At 65.5% G+C, this 19266-nt stretch carries 17 protein-coding genes and 1 riboswitch; of the genes, 4 read left to right on the top strand and 13 right to left on the bottom strand.

Going from position 1 to position 19266, the window contains the following annotated elements; all coding sequences use genetic code 11:
- Position 1 precedes the first annotated feature (1 nt).
- The 4 genes from hpt to dacB are packed head-to-tail and all read right to left on the bottom strand — an operon-like array spanning position 2 to position 4042.
- Positions 2-562: a hypoxanthine phosphoribosyltransferase gene (gene hpt, locus ACTDXD_RS13600; RefSeq protein ID WP_440122867.1), complete on the bottom strand. Its 561-nt coding sequence runs from the start codon at positions 560-562 to the stop codon at positions 2-4.
- Positions 563-582: 20 nt separating this feature from the next.
- A complete protein-coding gene (gene tilS, locus ACTDXD_RS13595) occupies positions 583-1608 on the bottom strand; it encodes a tRNA lysidine(34) synthetase TilS (protein WP_440122866.1) in 1026 nt (341 codons plus the stop codon).
- Positions 1609-1610: 2 nt separating this feature from the next.
- A complete protein-coding gene (locus ACTDXD_RS13590) occupies positions 1611-2642 on the bottom strand; it encodes a zinc-dependent metalloprotease (RefSeq protein ID WP_440122865.1) in 1032 nt (343 codons plus the stop codon).
- A complete protein-coding gene (gene dacB / locus ACTDXD_RS13585; RefSeq protein WP_440122864.1) occupies positions 2639-4042 on the bottom strand; it encodes a D-alanyl-D-alanine carboxypeptidase/D-alanyl-D-alanine endopeptidase in 1404 nt (467 codons plus the stop codon). The genes ACTDXD_RS13590 and dacB overlap by 4 nt, the downstream gene beginning before the upstream one ends.
- 163 nt (positions 4043-4205) lie before the next feature.
- Here dacB and ACTDXD_RS13580 point away from each other — a divergent pair, with 163 nt between their 5' ends.
- Entirely contained in the window at positions 4206-4697 is a 492-nt protein-coding gene (locus ACTDXD_RS13580; protein WP_169688433.1) for an inorganic diphosphatase, read from the top strand.
- A 125-nt stretch (positions 4698-4822) separates the two neighbouring features.
- Here ACTDXD_RS13580 and ACTDXD_RS13575 read toward each other — a convergent pair whose 3' ends face one another.
- Entirely contained in the window at positions 4823-5653 is an 831-nt protein-coding gene (locus ACTDXD_RS13575; protein ID WP_440122863.1) for a crotonase/enoyl-CoA hydratase family protein, read from the bottom strand.
- Positions 5654-5757: 104 nt separating this feature from the next.
- Between ACTDXD_RS13575 and ACTDXD_RS13570 the strand changes: the two genes are divergently transcribed.
- Positions 5758-6231, top strand: a complete 474-nt coding sequence (locus ACTDXD_RS13570) for a YbaK/EbsC family protein (protein WP_440122862.1) — start codon at positions 5758-5760, stop codon at positions 6229-6231.
- A gap of 17 nt (positions 6232-6248) precedes the next feature.
- Here the strand turns inward: ACTDXD_RS13570 and ACTDXD_RS13565 are convergent, their stop codons facing one another.
- From ACTDXD_RS13565 to ACTDXD_RS13555, 3 genes are read right to left on the bottom strand one after another with little or no spacing between them, the layout of a single operon-like run.
- Positions 6249-6854: a hypothetical protein gene (locus tag ACTDXD_RS13565; protein WP_440122861.1), complete on the bottom strand. Its 606-nt coding sequence runs from the start codon at positions 6852-6854 to the stop codon at positions 6249-6251.
- 57 nt (positions 6855-6911) lie between these two features.
- Positions 6912-7004 (bottom strand): putative leader peptide, encoded by a 93-nt coding sequence (locus tag ACTDXD_RS13560; protein ID WP_374229930.1) that lies wholly within the window; start codon positions 7002-7004, stop codon positions 6912-6914.
- A 50-nt stretch (positions 7005-7054) separates the two neighbouring features.
- Entirely contained in the window at positions 7055-8365 is a 1311-nt protein-coding gene (locus ACTDXD_RS13555) for an aminotransferase class V-fold PLP-dependent enzyme (RefSeq protein ID WP_440122860.1), read from the bottom strand.
- 70 nt (positions 8366-8435) lie between these two features.
- A riboswitch (SAM riboswitch) is annotated at positions 8436-8552 on the bottom strand.
- Positions 8553-8795: 243 nt separating this feature from the next.
- Here ACTDXD_RS13555 and ACTDXD_RS13550 point away from each other — a divergent pair.
- Positions 8796-12704: a Pls/PosA family non-ribosomal peptide synthetase gene (locus tag ACTDXD_RS13550; RefSeq protein WP_440122859.1), complete on the top strand. Its 3909-nt coding sequence runs from the start codon at positions 8796-8798 to the stop codon at positions 12702-12704.
- Positions 12701-14059 (top strand): M1 family metallopeptidase, encoded by a 1359-nt coding sequence (locus ACTDXD_RS13545; protein ID WP_440122858.1) that lies wholly within the window; start codon positions 12701-12703, stop codon positions 14057-14059. The genes ACTDXD_RS13550 and ACTDXD_RS13545 overlap by 4 nt, the downstream gene beginning before the upstream one ends.
- A 1-nt stretch (position 14060) precedes the next feature.
- On the opposite strand, the gene ACTDXD_RS13540 is transcribed toward ACTDXD_RS13545, so the two are convergent.
- The 5 genes from ACTDXD_RS13540 to ACTDXD_RS13520 are packed head-to-tail and all read right to left on the bottom strand — an operon-like array spanning position 14061 to position 19266.
- A complete protein-coding gene (locus ACTDXD_RS13540; RefSeq protein WP_440122857.1) occupies positions 14061-14690 on the bottom strand; it encodes a hypothetical protein in 630 nt (209 codons plus the stop codon).
- Positions 14691-14730: 40 nt separating this feature from the next.
- Complete coding sequence (locus ACTDXD_RS13535; protein WP_440122856.1) at positions 14731-16008, bottom strand: MlaD family protein; 1278 nt, start codon at positions 16006-16008, stop codon at positions 14731-14733.
- Positions 16005-17114, bottom strand: coding sequence for an MCE family protein (locus tag ACTDXD_RS13530; protein WP_440122855.1), 1110 nt, complete (start codon positions 17112-17114; stop codon positions 16005-16007). Before ACTDXD_RS13530 ends, ACTDXD_RS13535 begins: the two co-directional genes overlap by 4 nt.
- Complete coding sequence (locus tag ACTDXD_RS13525) at positions 17111-18217, bottom strand: MCE family protein (RefSeq protein ID WP_440122854.1); 1107 nt, start codon at positions 18215-18217, stop codon at positions 17111-17113. The genes ACTDXD_RS13530 and ACTDXD_RS13525 overlap by 4 nt, the downstream gene beginning before the upstream one ends.
- A complete protein-coding gene (locus ACTDXD_RS13520) occupies positions 18214-19266 on the bottom strand; it encodes an MCE family protein (RefSeq protein WP_440122853.1) in 1053 nt (350 codons plus the stop codon). The genes ACTDXD_RS13525 and ACTDXD_RS13520 overlap by 4 nt, the downstream gene beginning before the upstream one ends.

Genomic DNA, 19266 nt, shown 5'->3' with positions numbered 1-19266 from the left:
CTCAGCTCTCGCTGCTGTACACCTTCGGATCGAGCGTGCCGATATACGGCAGGTCGCGGTACCGCTCGTCGTAGTCCAGGCCGTAGCCCACGACGAACTCGTTGGGGATGTCGAAGCCGACGTCCGCGACCTCGACGTCGATCTTGACGGCGTCGGGCTTACGCAGCAGCGTGACGACCTCGAGCGAAGCGGGATTGCGGGTCTTGAGGTTGCGGAGCAGCCACGACAGGGTCAGTCCCGAATCGATGATGTCCTCGACGATCAGCACGTGGCGACCGGCAATGTCCTTGTCGAGGTCCTTGAGGATGCGCACTACACCGGAGGACGACGTCGACGAACCGTACGAACTGACGGCCATGAACTCCATCTGCGTCGGGATCGGCAGCGCACGAGCGAAGTCGGTCATGAAGAAGATCGCGCCCTTGAGCACGCCGATGAGAAGCAGATCGCCTTCGGGTGCACCCGGCGGATACCGTTCGGCGACCGACTCTGCCAGTTCTGCGGTGCGCTTCTCGATCTCTTCCTGCGAGATCAGCACCGACGCAATATCGCCTTCGTACACCGGGTCCTACCTACCTTCCGTCAGTCGTCCGCACACCGTTGCTGGTCGACGAACTCGAGGATCAGCCTGCCACGCCGTCGTGCCACCACCAACCTGCTCCCCCGTCCGGGACCGCGGCCGACGGCCACCGGTCCTTGCCCGCGCCATCCTCTCACCAGGGCGTCCACTGCCCGGAGGGTCCGGTCGGGCGGTGACGAGACTCCCATTTCGATCAACCACGCCCGCACCGCACGACGCCCGACCGCCGGTGGCGCCGACGCGAGCGTCGCGGTATCGAGTTGCTGCTCTCCTACTGGGGCGCCCGGTTGCCCGAGGGCGTCCGACAGCACGCTCGCCGCGGCCGCATCGAGAGCTTCACCGTCTTCGCGCAACTGCGCCGCGGTTCGCGCGAGCGCCGCAGCCACTCCACCACCGAGAGCGTCCTCTAGCAGGGGGAGAACCTCGCTCCGCAGCCGCACGCGCGTGAACCGCGAGTCCGAGTTGTGCGGATCCTCGTACGGGTCGTAGCCGAGCTCCTCACACGCCAGCCGAGTGGTGTCGCGCCGAATGCCGAGGAGAGGGCGCCCCCACGGGTCGTCGAACGACGCCATTCCACGGATCGACCGCAGACCCGAGCCGCGGCCGAGGCCGAGCAGGACGGTTTCGGCCTGATCGTCGAGAGTGTGTCCGAGCAGCACCGGATGGCCGCACCGCGCGTCGTCGAGGGCCTCGTATCGCGCGTGACGGGCGGCGGCTTCGAGTCCGCCGGGGCCGGTCACATCGACCGCTCGTACCTGCGCTGACGCGCATCCGACCGACTCCGCGAATTCGACGGCTCGTGCGGCGACCACGTCGGATCCGGCCTGTAGTCGGTGATCCACCACTACCGCGTGCACCGCATGGGCCTCGGCGACGGCGGCGGCGGTCAGGGCCGCCGAGTCGGCACCACCGGAAAGCCCGACGACGACGGTGGTCGCGCCATACTCGGTGAGCCACGCGCGCACTGCCAATCGGATCTCGTGGATCGCGGGGGTCGCGGGGAGCAGGGGTGGCGATGCCGCAGCCATCGTCAGCCCAGCACTCGCGCGATCCAGGCTTCGGGCTTGTCGATCTCGCCGAGTGTCGGCAGTGCGTCCGGCCCGGACCAGACCACGTTGAACCGCTCCATCCCCACCTTCTCCACGACGGCGTCGACGAACCTCTTGCCGTGGACGTACTGCGCGATCTTCGCGTCCATCCCGAGCAGGATGCGGATGACGCGGTGGATCGGATTGCTGCTGCGTCGCCGCCGGCTGTCGAACGCACGACGGATGCGGACCACCGAGGGAACCACTGACGGTCCGACCGCGTCCATGACATGGTCCGCGTGCCCCTCGAGAAGGGTGCCCAGCGCGAGCATCCGGTCGAGGCTTTCGCGTTGCGGTTCGGCCTGCAGCGCACGCATCAGGCCGAGCATGCCGCGCTGCGACATCGGTTTGCCTTCGGGTTCGCGCAGGTCACGGACAGCCGAGATCAGGCGCCTGGCGATGTCGCCGATCGGCTCGTCGACGGCTGCCGAGAGTTCCCCGGCGGCGTCGCGCATGAGGTCGGCCATCCAGGGTGCCTCCGCGAACTGCACCCTGTGGGTTACCTCGTGCAGGCATACCCAAAGCCGGAAGTCTGCGGTGGGCACCTTCAGGGCCCGTTCGACGGCGACGACATTCGGGGTGACCAGCAGCAGCGTCCTGGAGAACGGGTCGTACTGTCCGAGCACCGCCGAGGACAGATAGGCGAGCATCGCACCGGCCTGCGCTCCTGCGGGCTTCGCGGCCCACGAGCGGTTCTCCCCTTCGCCGACCAGTTCGGACATCGAAGCGGCAGCCGCGTGGACCCACCCCGGCCGGTCGACGACGAGTGCAGGCCGCGGCGCGGCGCCGTCCCCGAGACCGGTCAGATCCCGGACCGGCGCCTCGGCCCGATCCGACGCGGACGCGAGTTCAGCGGCCGCGGTGTCGTATGTGTAGCGCGACATCGCAGGCGCGGGCCGCGCCAGCCGCGCGCCGACTCCCGCCGCGAACGACCAATCGATCGCGTCGCCGAGTGCGCGGTCGGCGCCACTCATCGGCATCCGCATTCTCGGAGGACCGCAGCCACCGCATCGAGCGCGGGCCTGGCCTCACCGGGGGAACGATCGTTGGACAGCAACGCGAACGAGAGCACCCGACCGTCGACGTCGACGACATAGCCCGAAAGTCCACTCACCAGATTCAGTGTGCCCGTCTTGGCTCGAACCCACCCGGCTCCGGCGCGATTCGTCGCACCGTAGCGATCAGCGAGGGTGCCGGTGCCTCCGGCGACAGGCAAGTAGTCGAGTATGGGACGCAGTTCCTCACGGTCCGGTGCCGCGGCGGCCGCCATGATGGAGTCGAGCAGACCGGCGGGGATCCGGTCGTCGACCGAAAGGCCGCTGAGGTCGACAAGCGTTACCCCGGAGGTGTCGAAGCCCGCGCCCTGCAGCACACGCAGGACGGCACCGGTGGCATCGGAGAAGGAAGCCCCGACCCCGGCCTCCATCGCGACCTCACGACCGATTGCCTCGGCGAGCACATTGTCGGAACGGCTCACCATCTGGCCGAGCCGGTCGCGCAGCGGTGCCGATTGCACCGATGCCATGGGGGTCGCACCGGGAGGGGCAGACGCGAGAGCCACTGTTGCAGGATCTGCGCCGAGTGCAGTGGCAAGTGCCCGGCCCGCGTCCAGGGCGGGTGTGGCGCTGCGCGGCGATTCGTCTTCGAGCGGGTCGGATCGCCCACTGTCGAGCATCACCGGCTCGATCGGGGCAACGAAGCCCGCGGGGACGTCCTCGGGGAACCATCCGGGTGCGAGGAGCTCGCCGCTGTACGCACCGGTGTCGACGAGCACGGTGTCGACCACACTTCCGGAACGTGTGATCTGGTCGGCGAGGTCGGCGATGCGCGGAGCGCCCGGATAGAAGCCGTCCTGACCGGCGGGCTGCGCTGTCAGTGTCGGGTCGCCCCCCGCGACCAGCACGATCTCGCCCGGCCGGGATCCGGACACCACCTTCGTCGTGACCCGATGGTCGCTCGGCAGGGCGATCAGCGCCGCTGCTGCCGTGAGCAGTTTCGTGGTGGACGCCGGTGTCATCGGACGGTCGGGCTCGTGTGACCAGAGCACAGTGCCCGTCGCGGCGTCGGTGACCGATCCGGTGAATGCGCCGAGTCCCGGGTTCGCGACGGCAGCGCCGAGTGCAGTGGCGAGCCCGGAGGGGCTGGGTGCGGGGGCGGAGTCGGTGACGGCTGCGACCTGCGGCGCAGCGACGACGGGCGCGGGGGCGGGGACCACCGCGGCTGATGCAGTGCTGCGGACGTCGTACACCGCGAACGCGCCACCGACCACCAGCGCCAGGAAGCCCACGATCCAGATACCGAGCAGGATCCGGAAGCTCCGACGTTTACGGGTCTCGAGTCCGCCCTGCTTCTTGCTCTTGCCTTGCCCCGCCAACGCGCCTCCGCTGTGTCCAACACACTCGCGCCCTTGGTGGTCGCGTGGTGGTCCGGTACCTGCACCTACAGCGTAGCGTCGGGACGGTTATCCTCACTGCGGACCATCGCCGCAGATACGGACGTCGTATCGACTGGCAAACATCGACGAAGTGAGGCAAGGCGTGGAGTTCGAGGTCACCATCGAGATCCCCAAGGGGCAGCGCAACAAGTACGAGGTCGATCACGAGACCGGCCGCGTCAAGCTCGACCGCTACCTCTACACCTCCTTCGGTTACCCCGCCGACTACGGCTACATCGAGAACACTCTCGGTGAGGACGGCGATCCGCTCGACTGCCTTGTGCTGCTCCCCGAGTCCGTGTACCCCGGCGTGATCGTCGATGCACGTCCGGTCGGCATGTTCAAGATGGTCGACGAGGCAGGCGGAGACGACAAGGTCCTGGCCGTTCCGGCCGGTGACCCGCGCTGGGATCACATCCAGGACATCAGCGATGTGCCGCAGTTCGAGCTCGACGCAATCAAGCACTTCTTCGTGCATTACAAGGACCTCGAGCCGGGCAAGCATGTCGAAGCTGCCGATTGGGCGGGCCGGGCCGACGCCGAGGCCGAAGTAACCGCGTCGATCGCGCGCTTGAAGGACAACGGCGGACACTGAGTCCGTAGGACGATGCGGACACCGAAGTCCGTAGGACGACGGCAGGCACCGCGTCCCCTGAAGACGACATCTCCCGGCCGATCACGAAATCGGCCCGGAGATGTCGTCTTGCTGCAGGGTGCGTCCTAGCGCCCCTTGAACTCCGGCGTGCGCTTCTGCATCACGGCCGCGATCGCTTCGGTGAGGTCTTCGGACGGCAAGAACGCCGAGTTCCAGGCCGCGACATAACGAAGACTGTCGTCGACCTGCGCGGACCGCGTGTGGTCGAGGACGTCCTTGATGCCGTGGACCACGAGCGGGGGGTTGCCTGCGATCTCGGCCGCGCTCGCGTGCGCTGCGGCGAGTGTTGCTGCGGCGTCGTCGAAGACGTCGTTCACGAGACCGATCTTCTCGGCGCGTGCGGCGTCGATGTCCTTGCCGGTCAGCGCGAGTTCACGTAGGTGCCCGTCACCGATGATCCGGGGAAGTCGCGCGAGGCTCCCCACGTCGGCGACCATACCGACCTTGACCTCACGGACGCTGAACTGGGCGTCGGCGCTGGCGTAGCGGATGTCGGCCGCCGAGACGAGGTCGACGCCGCCGCCGATGCACCATCCCGAGATCGCAGCGACGACGGGCTTACGACAGTCGGCGACGGCCGTGATGGCGCCCTGCATGCGCTTGACCATGGCGTGGAAATCGGTGCGGGGCTTCGCCTGCGCTTTGTCGGCCAGCACCGGCCCGAGCTCACCGGCCATGCCAGGAAGGTCGAGACCGTACGAGAAGTGCTTGCCGGAGCCGGTGAGCACGACGGCGCGAACCTCGGGGTCGGTGTCGAGTTGCGCGAAGATCTGCGGTAGTTCCGACCAGAAGTCCGGCCCCATCGCGTTGCCTTTGCCCGGGCCGATGAGCGTGACCTGGGCGACGTGTTCGGTGCGCTCTACGGTGAACGCCTTCCAACTGGATGAATCAGTCATTACTCGAGAGTAATATTTGAGCGTGTAAACCGCATCGAGCTTCCGATCACGTCGATCCTTCTGGATCCGGTCACAGCAGTCACCGGTTTTCATAGGGTGGCATCATGCCCAGGCCTCTGCACCCGAATGCTGCCCGTGTCGCCGACACCCTCATCGCCCGAGGACATCACGGCCTGATCACCACGCAGTCGACGCCGGTGCGCACCGCCGAACAGGCAGCAGCCGCAGTGCGGGTCGACGTCGGAGCCATCGTCGAGTCCCTCGTACTCCTTCTCGACGAGGAGCCGATACTGGTTCTCGTCTCGGGCGCGCACCGGGTCTCACTCGAGCGGGCCGGCGCCAGGCTGGCCGGCACCCTCACTCCCGCACCCGACGACTTGATCGCCGAGGTCACCGGGCAACAACCGGGCGGTGTGGCACCGCTGGGGCACCCCACCAATCTGCCGACCTACGTCGACTGCGCTTTGGCGGGATACCCCGAACTGTGGGCATCGGGAGGGAGCCTGGACACCCTCTTCCGCACCTCGTACACCGAACTCCTGCGGATCACTGCGGGCGTCGACCTCGAGGTCGACTGATCACAACGTGCAGGAGGTCAGGATGCGAGGGCCACACGACCGTCCGGACGATCAGTGGCGCGACCTCTGCCTGCGGCGAACCTGCGCCCCAACTCCGCCGACGACGGTGAGATCTCGATGAGTCCGCGAGACTCTAGCCACGGCAGGGTTCCATCGACGATGTTGTCGACCGTGATGCCACCGGCCACCGGGATCAGGGTGACGCCGTCGGCGACCTTCACGGCATGAATATCGGCGATCAGGCCGGCCAGCCCGGTCGGAGTACCGACGTAGGACAGGCCCGCTGCTCCCCCGCCTGCCCGGCGCCACGCATCCTGAGCACGGCGACGAGCCACGCGCGCTTCGAGGTCGACGATCACTTCGAGGTCGACCAGCACCGTGAGGGCGTCGGGGTCGCGGCCTTCCGCCGAGGCATCGGCTCGTGCCCGATCGCGCAGCTTGCGCGCTTCCCGCAGATCTGCGGCGCGCACCCGCACGACGGTGCGCGGAGCAGCACTGAGGTCGAGCGGCCCACCGCCGTCGCGATCGACGGTGAGATCCGCCCACACATCTGGCCCTGAACCATCTACGAATTCGACTGCGACACGCAGGGACTCGGCTGAAGAAATACTACTGTAGGACATGAGAATTCCTCTCGATATGCCGAACTCGGCATCGAAAAAGCGGGAACGGGAACCTCGTCAGTCCGAACAGATGCAGGAGGCCGTGCGGCACAGGTCGACGTGGCGGCGGCACCACTGGGCCGCTGCCTGCGCCGAACTCCACACTGCCATGAGAAAACCCTACTGATCTCGCCGGGAATTGTCGATCGCTGCGGCGATCATCAGACGCACTCCGCCGCACCGTCGCCCGACTGCGTAAGGCCGATCCGGGTCTCCGGCGACGGGCTCCAGGCCCCCTCGACCTTGGCATACGACCACTGCGGCCCGCTCGCCACCAGCTGCCGAAGCGCCGCGAGCAGACGATCGACGTCCGCCGAGGAACTACCCAATCCCAGCGAGGCGCGCACCGCACCACCGGGAAGGCCGACGCGGGCGAGCAACGGGTGGGCGCAGAAACGCCCGTCACGAACACCGATGCCGTGTTCGGCCGAGAGGTACGCGGCTATCTCGCCGGGCTCGAAACCATCGATACCGAAGGTCACGATCCCGACGCAGTCTGCCGAATCATCCCACAGCCTAAGGATTTCCACGCCGTAGATGTCGTGCAGGCCATCGACAAGCTGCGCGCACAACAGCTCCTCGTGACGCGCAGCTGCCTCGGCGTCGTGCGACGCGAGAGTGTCGCACGCGGCAGCGATCGCCGCGACCCCCAGCACGTTCGGGGACCCGGCTTCGTGCCGGGCAGGGGCGCACGCCCATTCGGTGCGGTCGAGGGCGACCTCACGTACTGCTCCGCCCCCGGCGAGGTACGGCTCCGCGACATCGAGCCAGTCGCGACGTCCGACGAGCACCCCGGCACCGAACGGCGCGTACAGCTTGTGGCCCGAGAACGCGAGATAGTCGACGCCGAGCTCGGCGAGGTCGACGCGGCGATGCGGAACCAGCTGGGCACCGTCGACGAAGATCCGTGCGCCGCACGCGTGGGCGAGTTCGGCGAGTTCGGCAATCGGCAGCACCTCGCCGGTCACATTGGACGCTCCCGTGATGGCAAGCAGTGCCGTCGGCGCACGCTCGAGCTCGACGGCGATCCGCCACACGGTTTCCGAAACCGAATCCGCAGCTTCGACCACACGAGTGTTCTTCCACGGCAACAAGTTCGCATGATGCTCGATGTCGAGTACCACCACGTCGCCGGGGACTGCACCGGCGAGCAGGTTGATCGAATCCGTGGTGTTTCGGGTGAAGACCACGACCTGGTCCTCGTCGGCACCGACGAACCGGGAAACCGACTCACGCGACTCCTCGTAGCTCGTGGTGCTGATGCGCGAGGCATAGCCCGCACCACGGTGCACGCTGGCGTAGAACGGCAACAGCTCGGAAATCCGGTCCGTCACACTCTCCAGAGCCGGTGCGCTCGCCGCATAGTCGAAGTTCGCGTAGCTGCAGGTTCCGCCCTGCACCAGAGGAACCTGCACGTCACAGCCCGACACGCGAGCAAAGGGAGCGATACAGGTGGAAGTAGCAACAGTCATGACGAATTTCCCTCATCGATCAGGGACCCGTCGGTGATCGCCACGACGATGGTGAATCGTTCGCCGGCGGAGTCCGCGCTTGCTGCGTCCGGGTTCGGTACGTCAGCCAGGTCGTCACCCGGAGCACCCCACCGCGGCGGAGGGTTGCCGACCAGCGAGCCGGGGCTTGACGCTGGTACTCATGACCTGCCGAAGACAATGACACCGGGCACACTGCGTGTCAAGTCGGCATCCCGTCGAGGCCCTCCGCACGGTCTCCGGCCGAAAGAGAATTTCTCCTTCTGACCTGCGGAGGAACCACCATCGTGCTTTGCTCTGAGGCGTGACACCGCACACCCCCACCCGCTCGCTGCGCGTACCGAACGTTCATCTGTTGTCCACCTTCACGTGAAATAACCCGGATCGCCCACCCGAGTAGAAGGACAGCGGATTGTCTGCTCAACCCCCGCCCGCAGCCGACGACACGTCGCTCGTACCGGAAGTCTTCCTGCGCGGATCACACGCACCCGCGCCGCGCACACTCGTCGACGTACTTCGCGCCAGCGCCGAATCGCACCCCCACGCTCCTGCAATCGACGACGGCACCACGATGCTCGAGTACGCCGAACTGCTCGACCAGGTCAGCGCAGGAGCACGTGGACTCGCGGAGGCCGGTGTGGGCGCCGGCGATCGCGTCGGGGTGCGCATGTCGTCCGGATCCAAAGACCTCTACATCACCATTCTGTCCGTTCTCGCCGCAGGCGCCGCCTACGTCCCGGTAGACGCCGACGACCCCGATGAGCGTGCCGAGCTGGTCTTCTCCGAAGCAAAGGTGACCGCGATCGTCACCGATGCGGGGATCGGTCCCGGCACCGCTCCTCCTGCCGACGAACCGGACGTACGCGAACCGGCCCTCGACGACGACGCGTGGATCATCTTCACCTCGGGTTCCACCGGCACCCCGAAGGGTGTCGCCGTCACACACCGCAACGCCGCCGCCTTCGTCGACGCCGAAGCGAACCTGTTCTGCCGGGAAGAACCTCTCGGCCCAAGCGACCGGGTCCTCGCAGGTCTGTCCGTCGCATTCGACGCATCATGCGAGGAGATGTGGCTGGCCTGGCGGCACGGCGCGTGCCTCGTTCCTGCGCCGCGTTCGCTCGTGCGCTCCGGAATGGACCTCGGCCCGTGGCTGGTCTCTCGCAACATCAACGTCGTCTCCACGGTCCCGACCCTTGCGGCGATGTGGCCCGGCGAGGCACTCGAAGCAGTGCGCCTGCTCATCTTCGGCGGGGAAGCATGCCCGCCCGACCTCGCCGAGCGTCTCGCCGTGCCCGGCCGTGAAGTGTGGAACACCTACGGCCCCACCGAAGCGACGGTGGTCGCGTGCGCCGCCATCATGGACGGCACCGGACCGATCCGGATCGGTCTGCCACTCGACGGCTGGGATCTTGCGGTCGTAGACACCGAGGGCAATCCCGTCGCCGAAGGACAGTCCGGCGAGCTCGTGATCGGCGGTGTCGGGCTCGCCCGCTACCTGGACCCGGCGAAAGACGCCGAGAAGTACGCGCCCATGCCCACCCTCGGCTGGGATCGCGCCTATCGCAGCGGCGACCTCGTCGTACTCGACAGTGCGGGACTCCTTTTCCAGGGACGCGCCGACGACCAGGTCAAGATCGGCGGACGCCGCATCGAGCTCGGCGAGGTCGACAATGCCCTGCAGAACCTGCCCGGTGTCGCCGGTGGTGCGTGCGCGGTCCGCAAGACCTCGGCCGGAAGCTCGATTCTCGTCGGCTACATCGCCTCGACCGATCCCGACTTCGACGTTGCCTCCGCCCACGACCTGCTGTCCGAACAGCTTCCAGCAGCACTCGTACCGCGTCTCGCGCTCGTCGACGAGCTTCCCACTCGTACGTCCGGGAAGGTCGATCGTAATGCCCTGCCGTGGCCGCTGCCCGGCGCCGACGCCGACTCGGTCGAAGCGCTCGGACTACCTCCGACCGCCGAATGGGTCGCGGAACTGTGGTCGTCACTGCTCGGCGCCCGCATCGAAGGACTCGACGACGACTTCTTCGAACTCGGCGGAGGTTCTCTGTCCGCCGCGCAACTCGTCACCGCACTGCGTGAGCGCTATCCCGACATGACGGTCGCCGAACTCTACGACCGGCCTCGGCTCGGGTCCCTCGCCGGCTATCTCGACGAACTCGCCCCGACGGAGACCACGGGTCCGCGCGAAGTCACCCCGGTGTCGCGAGGGGCGCAGTTCCTCCAACTCGCTGCGACGGTACCCCTCACGACGTTGACCGGCCTCCAATGGATCACGTGGCTGGCGATTCTGAACAACATCATCGCAATGGCCACCGATGTTCCGTGGACCGTGACGTTGTCGTGGTGGTGGATCGCAGCAGGCGTCGTCGTGTTCCTTTCACCGCTCGGCCGGATGAGCACGGCGGTCCTGGGCGCGCGGCTACTTCTGCGCGGGCTGAAGCCAGGCAGTTATCCCCGCGGCGGCGCGGTACACCTGCGGCTGTGGACCGCGCAGCGGTTGTCGGAGGCGTCCGGCGCGACCAATCTGTCCGGTGCGCCGTGGATGCGCCAGTACGCGCGGGCGCTGGGCGCGAAGATCGGCCAGGGCGTCGACCTGCACACCCTTCCGCCGGTCACCGGCATGCTCGTGCTCGGCGACGGCTGCTCGATCGAACCCGAGGTGGATCTGTCGGGGTATTGGGTCGATGGCGACCTCGTCCACATCGGAAGCATCAGGATCGGAGCCGGTGCCTCGATCGGCGCACGCTCGTTTCTCGCCCCGGGTTCACGCGTGGGCAAGAACGCCGAGGTTGCCGCAGGATCGGCCGTATTCGGCCGCGTCAAGGCTGCGCAGCACTGGGCCGGTTCACCCGCGCAGAAAACCGGAAAAGCCGAACCGCAATGGCCTTCCGAGGATCCGCCCCGCGGCGCGCGCTGGGTCCCCATATTCGGTGTCACGTCCATCCTTCTCGCAGGACTTCCGATCATGTCGATCGGCGCGGGTGTCGCACTGCTCGTCTGGTGGGTCAAGGACACCGTGAGTGTGTCCGAGGCCGTCGTCCGTTCCCTTGCGATGCTCCCGGCAGGCGGAATTCTCACCATGGCCGTGTTCGCGGTGCTGACCTTGATCACCGTGCGGTTGCTGTCGATCGGAATGGCCGAAGGCTGGCATCCGGTCCGAAGCCGCGTCGGGTGGCAGGTCTGGGCAACCGAACGCCTGATGGATTCCTCGCGTACCTTCCTGTTCCCGCTGTACGCGTCGATGCTCACTCCGATCTGGCTGCGGCTGCTCGGCGCCGACATCGGCAAGGATGTCGAGGCCTCCACTGTCCTCATGGTCCCGAAGTTCACGAAGGTCGCGGACGGCGCCTTCCTTGCCGACGACACCATGGTCGCCTCGTACGAACTCGGCGGCGGCTGGCTGTACATTTCGCGCGCCAAGGTCGGCAAGCGGGCGTTCCTCGGAAACTCGGGCATGGCCGCACCAGGTCGTCGCGTGCCGAAGCACGGCCTCGTCGCGGTCCTGTCGGCCGCACCGGAGAAGGCGAAGTCGGGATCGTCATGGCTCGGCAGTCCCCCCGTGCGGTTGCGCCGTGCCTCCGGCGAGTCCGATTCGAGTCGCACATTCGAGCCGCCCCTGAAACTGAAGATCGCGCGCGGAGTCGTCGAGACCTTCCGCCTCGTTCCGATGATGGTCACGTTCGGAATCGGCCTGATGGTGCTGTTCTCGCTGAACTCCATTGCCGTCCATCGCGGTTACGCGACCGCGGCACTGGTCAGTGGACTCGTGCTGATGGCCGCCGGTGCGCTGGCGTGCATCATCACCATCGCAGCGAAGTGGCTCGTCGTCGGGCGCATCGGGCAGGAGGAACACCCGCTGTGGAGTTCCTTCGTATGGCGCAACGAGGTATCCGATACCTTCGTCGAGATGGTCGCCGCGCCGTGGTTCGGTCAACAGACACCCGGCACCGCCGTGATGAACTTGTGGTTACGCGGTCTCGGCGCGAAGATCGGTCGTGGTGTGTGGTGTGAAAGTTACTGGCTGCCGGAGGCCGACCTCGTCACGCTGGGACCCGGCGCGACCGTGGAGAGGGGGTGCGTGGTTCAGACCCACCTGTTCCATGATCGGATCATGTCCATGGACACCGTGACCCTCGACGCCGGCGCCACGCTCGGCCCGCAATGTGTCGCGCTCCCCGCATCGGGAATCGGCGCAGGTACCACTGTGGGGCCTGCGTCCCTCGTCATGCGCGGCGACGTGGTTCCCCCCTCCACCCGCTGGCAGGGCAATCCGATTGCGCCGTGGTCCCGGCCCGGTGATTGGTCGCCGCGATGAAGCCGCTCAAAGCAGCGAAACCGGTAGCACCTACCGGGCCCGATCGCCCGCTCGACCCGTATCTCCCCCAGAGCGGGAACCGAGGGTATCTCGTGTCGCGGTACGAGCTGGACCTGACGTACAAGGTGAGCGCCAATCGGCTCGAAGGGCGTGCCACGATCATCGCCACCACGACCGACGTCCGGGCGAAGTACACACTCGACCTCGCGCAGACCATGCGCGTGACCAAAGTGGCGCTCAATGGGCGACGCCCGTCGAAATTCACCCACCGCAACGACAAACTGACGGTCACACCCTCGCAAACCGTCCCGGTCGGGGCCGTTCTCACGTTCTCCATCCAGTACGCCGGTACCCCCGCCCCTCGGCACACCATGTGGGGTGACGTCGGTTGGGAAGAACTCGACGAGGGTGCACTGGTCGCCAGCCAGCCGAACGGTGCACCGACATGGTTTCCGTGCGACGACCATCCCGGTTCGAAGGCCACCTACCGAGTCTCGATCACTGCGGACGCACCGTTCCAGGTCATTTCCAACGGGACGTTGCTCCGCAAGACGACGAAGGCCAGTCGCACCACATGGGTGTACGAGCAACCCGAACCGATGTCGACCTATCTCGCGAGCGTGCAGATCGGGAATTACGAGGTCCGCAAGGTTGCGTCGTCGCCCGTCCCGCAGTTCGCGGTGCATCCGCCGAGGCTGCGCGCCAAGTTCGACAGGGACTTCGGACGTCAGCCGCAGATGATCGAAGTGTTCACGCGACTGTTCGGACCGTACCCGTTCGCGCATTACACCGCGCTCGTCACCGACGACGACCTCGAGATCCCGATCGAATCGCAGGGAATGTCGGTCTTCGGTGCGAACTTCTGCAGTGGCAACCGCGACGAGGAACGACTGGTGGCGCACGAGTTGGCGCACCAGTGGTTCGGAAACAGCCTAACCTTGAAACGATGGAAGGACATCTGGCTGCACGAGGGCTTCGCGTGTTATGCGGAGTGGTTGTGGTCGGAGAACTCCGGGGGATCATCGGCGCACGAACACGCGCGGATGGCGCACGCCAGGCTTGCCCGCCTGCCGCAGGACATCCTTCTGGGCGACCCCGGGCCCAAGGACATGTTCGACGACCGGATCTACAAGCGCGGTGCCCTCACATTACACGCGTTGCGACTACGTCTCGGCGACGAAAGTTTCTTCACCCTTGTTCGTATGTGGACGACCGAGTATCGGCACTCCAACGTCACCACCGACCAGTTGACCGATCTGGCAACGAGATTCACCGATGTATCGCTGCGGCCACTGTGGGATGCGTGGCTCGGGGCCACCGCACTGCCACCTCTGCCGAACGGTCGGCTTTCCTAGATCAGGGAAGGTCCACCTGCGAGGCCAGCCAGCGGCCGTCCACGAGCTCGAGCGTCATGAGGACACGACTGCGATCGAGACGCGGTTCCGGGACGACCGAGTTCGTGACCGTCTGATCGATGAACAGCAACACCTCGACGCGATCGGTCGTTGCCGACTTCACGCCGGCTTCGACCACCGTGCCTTCTGCCTGCGCGTTGTTGTCGACGAGGAGCTGGCGCAGTTCGCCGCTCGACTGCGCGTACATCTCCTTGAACTCGCCGGTGGCGCCGTTCAACACTGCATCGAAGTTGCTGTCGAGTTCACCGGGGCTGACCGAAGTCAGCGTCACCGCGTACTCCTGCGCCGTCGACAGCGCCTCGGCAGCAGCCGCATTGACGGATCTGACCTCGTGTGCCTTCCACGCGAAGAATGTCGCGCAGGCCACCGACGCCACGGTGATCACCACGAGCACGGCGGTACGGACCCGACGCATGCGTCGACCCGAATCGACTTCCGGTCCGGTGCTGTCGTGGCCGTCCTCCTCGACGGATTCCTCGGTGGCGGATTTCTCGGTGGCGTCCTGATTCACCGGATCGACGGTGTCCGCCGCGAGTTCGTCTGCTGCCAGGGTGGAACCGGTCTTGCTCATGTGCGTACTCCTTCCAGAGAGGTGTGTACCAAATCGTCGGTCATCTCGGGTAGATGTATTCGTCAGGCGGGCCACCATATGTCAGTGGAACCGACAGCGGCCCAATCGGAGTCGGGTCGGCGGTACGAGCCGGGTCTGCACCCGGCGGAAGCGCGGCCTCCCCTTCCTCCCCGGGCGGCCGGGGAGCGTTCCGGGCGCCACGGATGAGAACCGACGGATCGGGGTTGTTGCAGTAGGTATACAGGTAGGGCTCCGGAAAATCCGGGACCGCCGGTGGCCGACGAGGAAGGTCGTAATCGCAGGTGTAACGCGGATACAAATTGACGTACGCCCATATACCGCCGTCATGGAACGCTGATCCGATCGCCTCGAGTGTCGAGCCGTCCCGCTCGGTCGGGAAGAAGAACTCCTGCAGAGCCGGCACCCGTACGTATGCCATTTGCGAGACCGTCGCAAGGTTACCGAGCAGCTGCACCATCGTGGGGGAATTGTCCGCAACGATCGAGTCGAGTGCACCGAGGGTCGCGGGAGCGTTGTCGACGAATGTCCGGAAGCCCGCATCCATCGACTCGACACCCTGCAGCAATGTGGACAGGTTGGCCGAGGTGGTCTGCATCCCCGGACTTCCCTCCGCAAGCGTGTTCAGCACCACCTTACTCGTATTGAGAACCGAAACAGTCTGCGGTAACACGGAATCGAGCGTCGAGATGAGGAAGGTCCCGCCATCGATGATGTCGGACAGCTTCTCAGGGGCCTCAGGGCTCACCCCCAATTCTTCGACGATCACCTGAACCTCGGCCGGATCGATCTGCGCGAGCATGCCATCCAGATTGTGCATGAGGTCGGACAGCGGGACCGGTGTCGAGGTATCCGCCGTCGAGATCACAGCACCATCTGTCAGGTACGGCCCGTCGTCAGTGCTCGGACGGAAGTCGAGATACTGTTCCCCGGCAAGCGACAGGCCCGCGACACGAACCTCTGCCCCTTGGGGAATCTTGGTCTGTGAATCGATCGAAGCAACCGCAACAACACCGTCGTCCGTGAGGTCCACCGCCGTCACACGGCCCACCGGAACCCCGCGCAGCGTGACGTCGCGATCGGGGAGAATGCCGCCGGACTGATCGAAATGCACCTGTACCTGGATCTTTCGGTCTGCAGGATTGAGTTCGAAGACGCCGAACACCAGATAGACGATTCCGAGCACGAGAGTCGTGGCGAGCGCCGTCAAGGACAATCCGAGACGATGCCGATACCCCGTCCGGACCGCACCGACTACCGGTGCTGCCATCCGGTCTGTCACACTCATCTTCTCGGTCACCCGCCCGCTCCTGTCAACCTGCCCTGCAGACGCAGCAAGGAATGGGTGATGGCACCTACCATCGTGTCGATGTCCGACACCTCCGGCAACCGGCTTCCTGGATCCCCAGAATGTCCGGGTGACGGAATCGCTCCGAGGATGAGCTGTTGCCAGTCTGCGTCAGCGCTCGCCGACGTCGAGTTCGTCGTCTTCATGATCGGAGCGAAAAGGCTGTTGACCGCTTCGAGTGAGGCATCGGGCGAGGTCGCCGCGTTGTTGAGTTCGGCCGCGATCCGGTTGATATCGGCGACCATCGACCGCGTATCGGTACCGTTGACCGACGGCAGCTTCGCCATCTGCGTACTGATCCGATCCACCTGCGTCACGAGGTCGAGTATCTCCGCCGTGTCGCCGGCGACGACCTCGAGCGCCGGACCCGCCGCAGCAACCACCTCGCGGATCGTCGATTTCCGTTCCGCCAATGTGGCAATGAGCATGTCGGTCTGAACCAGTGAGTGTTCGATCTCGGCAGACCGCGCACCGAGTTGCGTAACCAGGCGAGCAGACTCGTCGAGAAGGCTCTCGATGTTTGCGCCCCGTCCGTCGACAGCGTGACCGAGCCCGTTCACGATCTTGGTGAGGTTGCGCACTGCACCTCCATTGACGAGGACCGACGCGGTCGAGAGCAACTCCTCGATTGTTGCGGCAGCCGACGTGTCTGCGATCGGAATTGCGTCGCCGTCGCCGAGTGGAGGTCCGGCCACAGCTTCCCCTTCGGGTGCCTGGAGCGCAACGAAGACATCTCCCAGCGGGGTCGCCGAGCGCAATTCGGCACCGCTGCCGGCAGGCACCACGACCCCCTCAGCAACGCGCATGGTCACGATCGCCTGATATCCCTCCACGGCCATCGATTCGACCTCGCCCACATCGACGCCGTCGAGCTTGACCTTGGCCTTCGTCGGGAGGTTCAACGCGTTCTCGAATGTTGCCGTGAGAGTGTACGAGTCACCACTCAAACCCGGAGCCGGCAGCGGAAGCTGCTCCAAGCCCACCGAGCAGGCCGCGGTCGACGTCACCGCAGCCATCACGCAGGCAGCGCCTACGCCTCGTCTGATACTGAGCCTCACTGGTGCATCCCCGCTAGTCCTTCGAGCATCCCCGACATCCCGAAATCCGGGCCGAGGTCGCTGACTGTGCCGGTGTCACAACCCAGATCTCGCATTCCCATGAGATTGCAGACCTCCTTGACCAATACCCCATCGAGCGCGACCCGCTCGAGCAGACCGTGCACGCGGGCGCCGCCGTTCTCCCGGTCCATGACGTGGTAAGCGTTGTTCAGCAGGAGGGGGGCCAGGTCCAAGAACTCTCCGATCTCCCGCTGATAGTCGGCGAGCGCACGGGTGAGCGTCTCGGCGTTCGTCGCCGTCGCCTGCACCGCACCGCGGTTGGCTGTCAGCAGATCATTCGTCTGCAGCAGAATGTCATTGATCATGGATCCGGTGTCGCCGAGGCCTATACCGGATTCGGCCAGCACAGCACTGAGCTGGTTCGTCACTGCCCCGAACTCACGAATGTCCTGATCATTGACTGCCGCAGCCTCGGACAGCACTGCGAGATTGTCGACGATCGCGGTCAGTTCGTTGCGCGTCTGAGCACCCCCATCAGGCCCGATCTTCAAAGCCTCCGACAATGTTCCGAGCGCAGACCGGATACTGCTACCCTGCCCGTCGGTCATCGATGCGCCGGCGCTGAGGAGTTCGGCGACAGCTCCGTTGCCCTCGCCGTCGCCTTGGAGTTCGAGCGCCATGGTATCGGCCATGGCGATAAGCCGGTCGAACTCGATGGGGGTGCGAGTCCGATCGAGTCCGATCACGGCCTCATCCTCGAGGGTGTCGCCGCCGCGATACACCGGGGTCAGTTCCACGTGCCTGTCGGTGAGTACCGATGTCGATACCGCAACTGCTTGCGCATCGGATGGAATCTCCATGTCACCGTCGATATTCATCGTCACCGCCACGTGGGTCCCCTGTGGTTCGATCGCGGTCACACGGCCGACCTTGATTCCCAGCACCGCCACGGTGTTTCCGACGTAGAGCCCCGCGCCGTTGTCGAACTTTGCAGTGACGGTGATCTCGTCGTTGCCGGCGAACCACGATCGAAACCCGATGAACGCGAGCCCCGCGACAACGGCAATCACCGCCACGATCGACAGCCATCTACGCGTCCTCATTGGCAGTCCTCGAAATACTTTGGGAGCGAATGTAGTTCGGCATTACCGCTGATCGCGCACATCCACGAGTCGATGAACGGGCCGGCAACGGAAGTGAAATCCAGTTCGGGTCCGGTGCCGGTCGCGTTCGTGAAGTTACGGATCGGCACCGGGAGAATCTGAAGAATGTTGCGGAGCAGTGCATCCTGATTTCCCAGGCTCTGCAGCATCGAGTCGAGATCCGCGATCAACGCATCGAGTGACTCGCGATCATCGACGACGATCGTATGCAACTGTTGCACAAGGCCCGTGGTCGACGACAACAACCGTTCGACCAGATTCTGCCGAAGAGCCAGCTCGTTCACCATGTCACTGCCGTCTCGTACCAACGAACCGAGGTCGCCCTGCTGGGCACGGATGATCTCCGTGAGTTCGTAGGTTGCGGTTACGAGAGATCCCACCTGATCGCGACGGTCCGCTACGACCCTCGACAGGCTCTCGACGTTCTCCAGGGCCTGCGGCATCAGAGCTGGAAGATCGTCCAGCTCCCCGGCGAGTTCGGTCAGTGTCACACCCAATCTTTCCGCGTCGACCTGCTCGAAGGTCGTTGTCGCATCGGCGAGAACAGCTTGGAGATCATAGGGGACCACGGTATTGGACAGCCTTATCCTCTTGTCCGGGATACTGCCCTCGCCTGCCGGGCGCAACTCCACATAACGCGACCCGAGCAGCGTGGTGAGTTTGATCGACGCGACTGTGTCGGCACCCAAGTTCACACCGTTGTCGATCTTCATCTCGACAATCACGTGATCACCCTCGAGTCGCGCGCCTTCGACCGTACCCACCTGGATTCCCGCCACCGTCACCCCATCCCCCGGCGCGATCTGAGCTGCCTGCACGAATTCCGCTTCATATGTCGACTTTCCGATCCCCAGGTTTGCAACCCCTACCATCGCGACCAATACTGCGACAATCATCGCGACCGTCAAGATGCCGAGGGAGACGCTACGGTACGACTCAACCGGTCGCAGCCGGAATTTCCGAGCGGATGTGGTTCCTGTCCGTGTCAT

The organism is Rhodococcus sp. SJ-3, assembly GCF_051918125.1.
GTDB lineage: Bacteria > Actinomycetota > Actinomycetes > Mycobacteriales > Mycobacteriaceae > Rhodococcus.
This window is presented reverse-complemented; position numbering and strand designations above follow the sequence as displayed.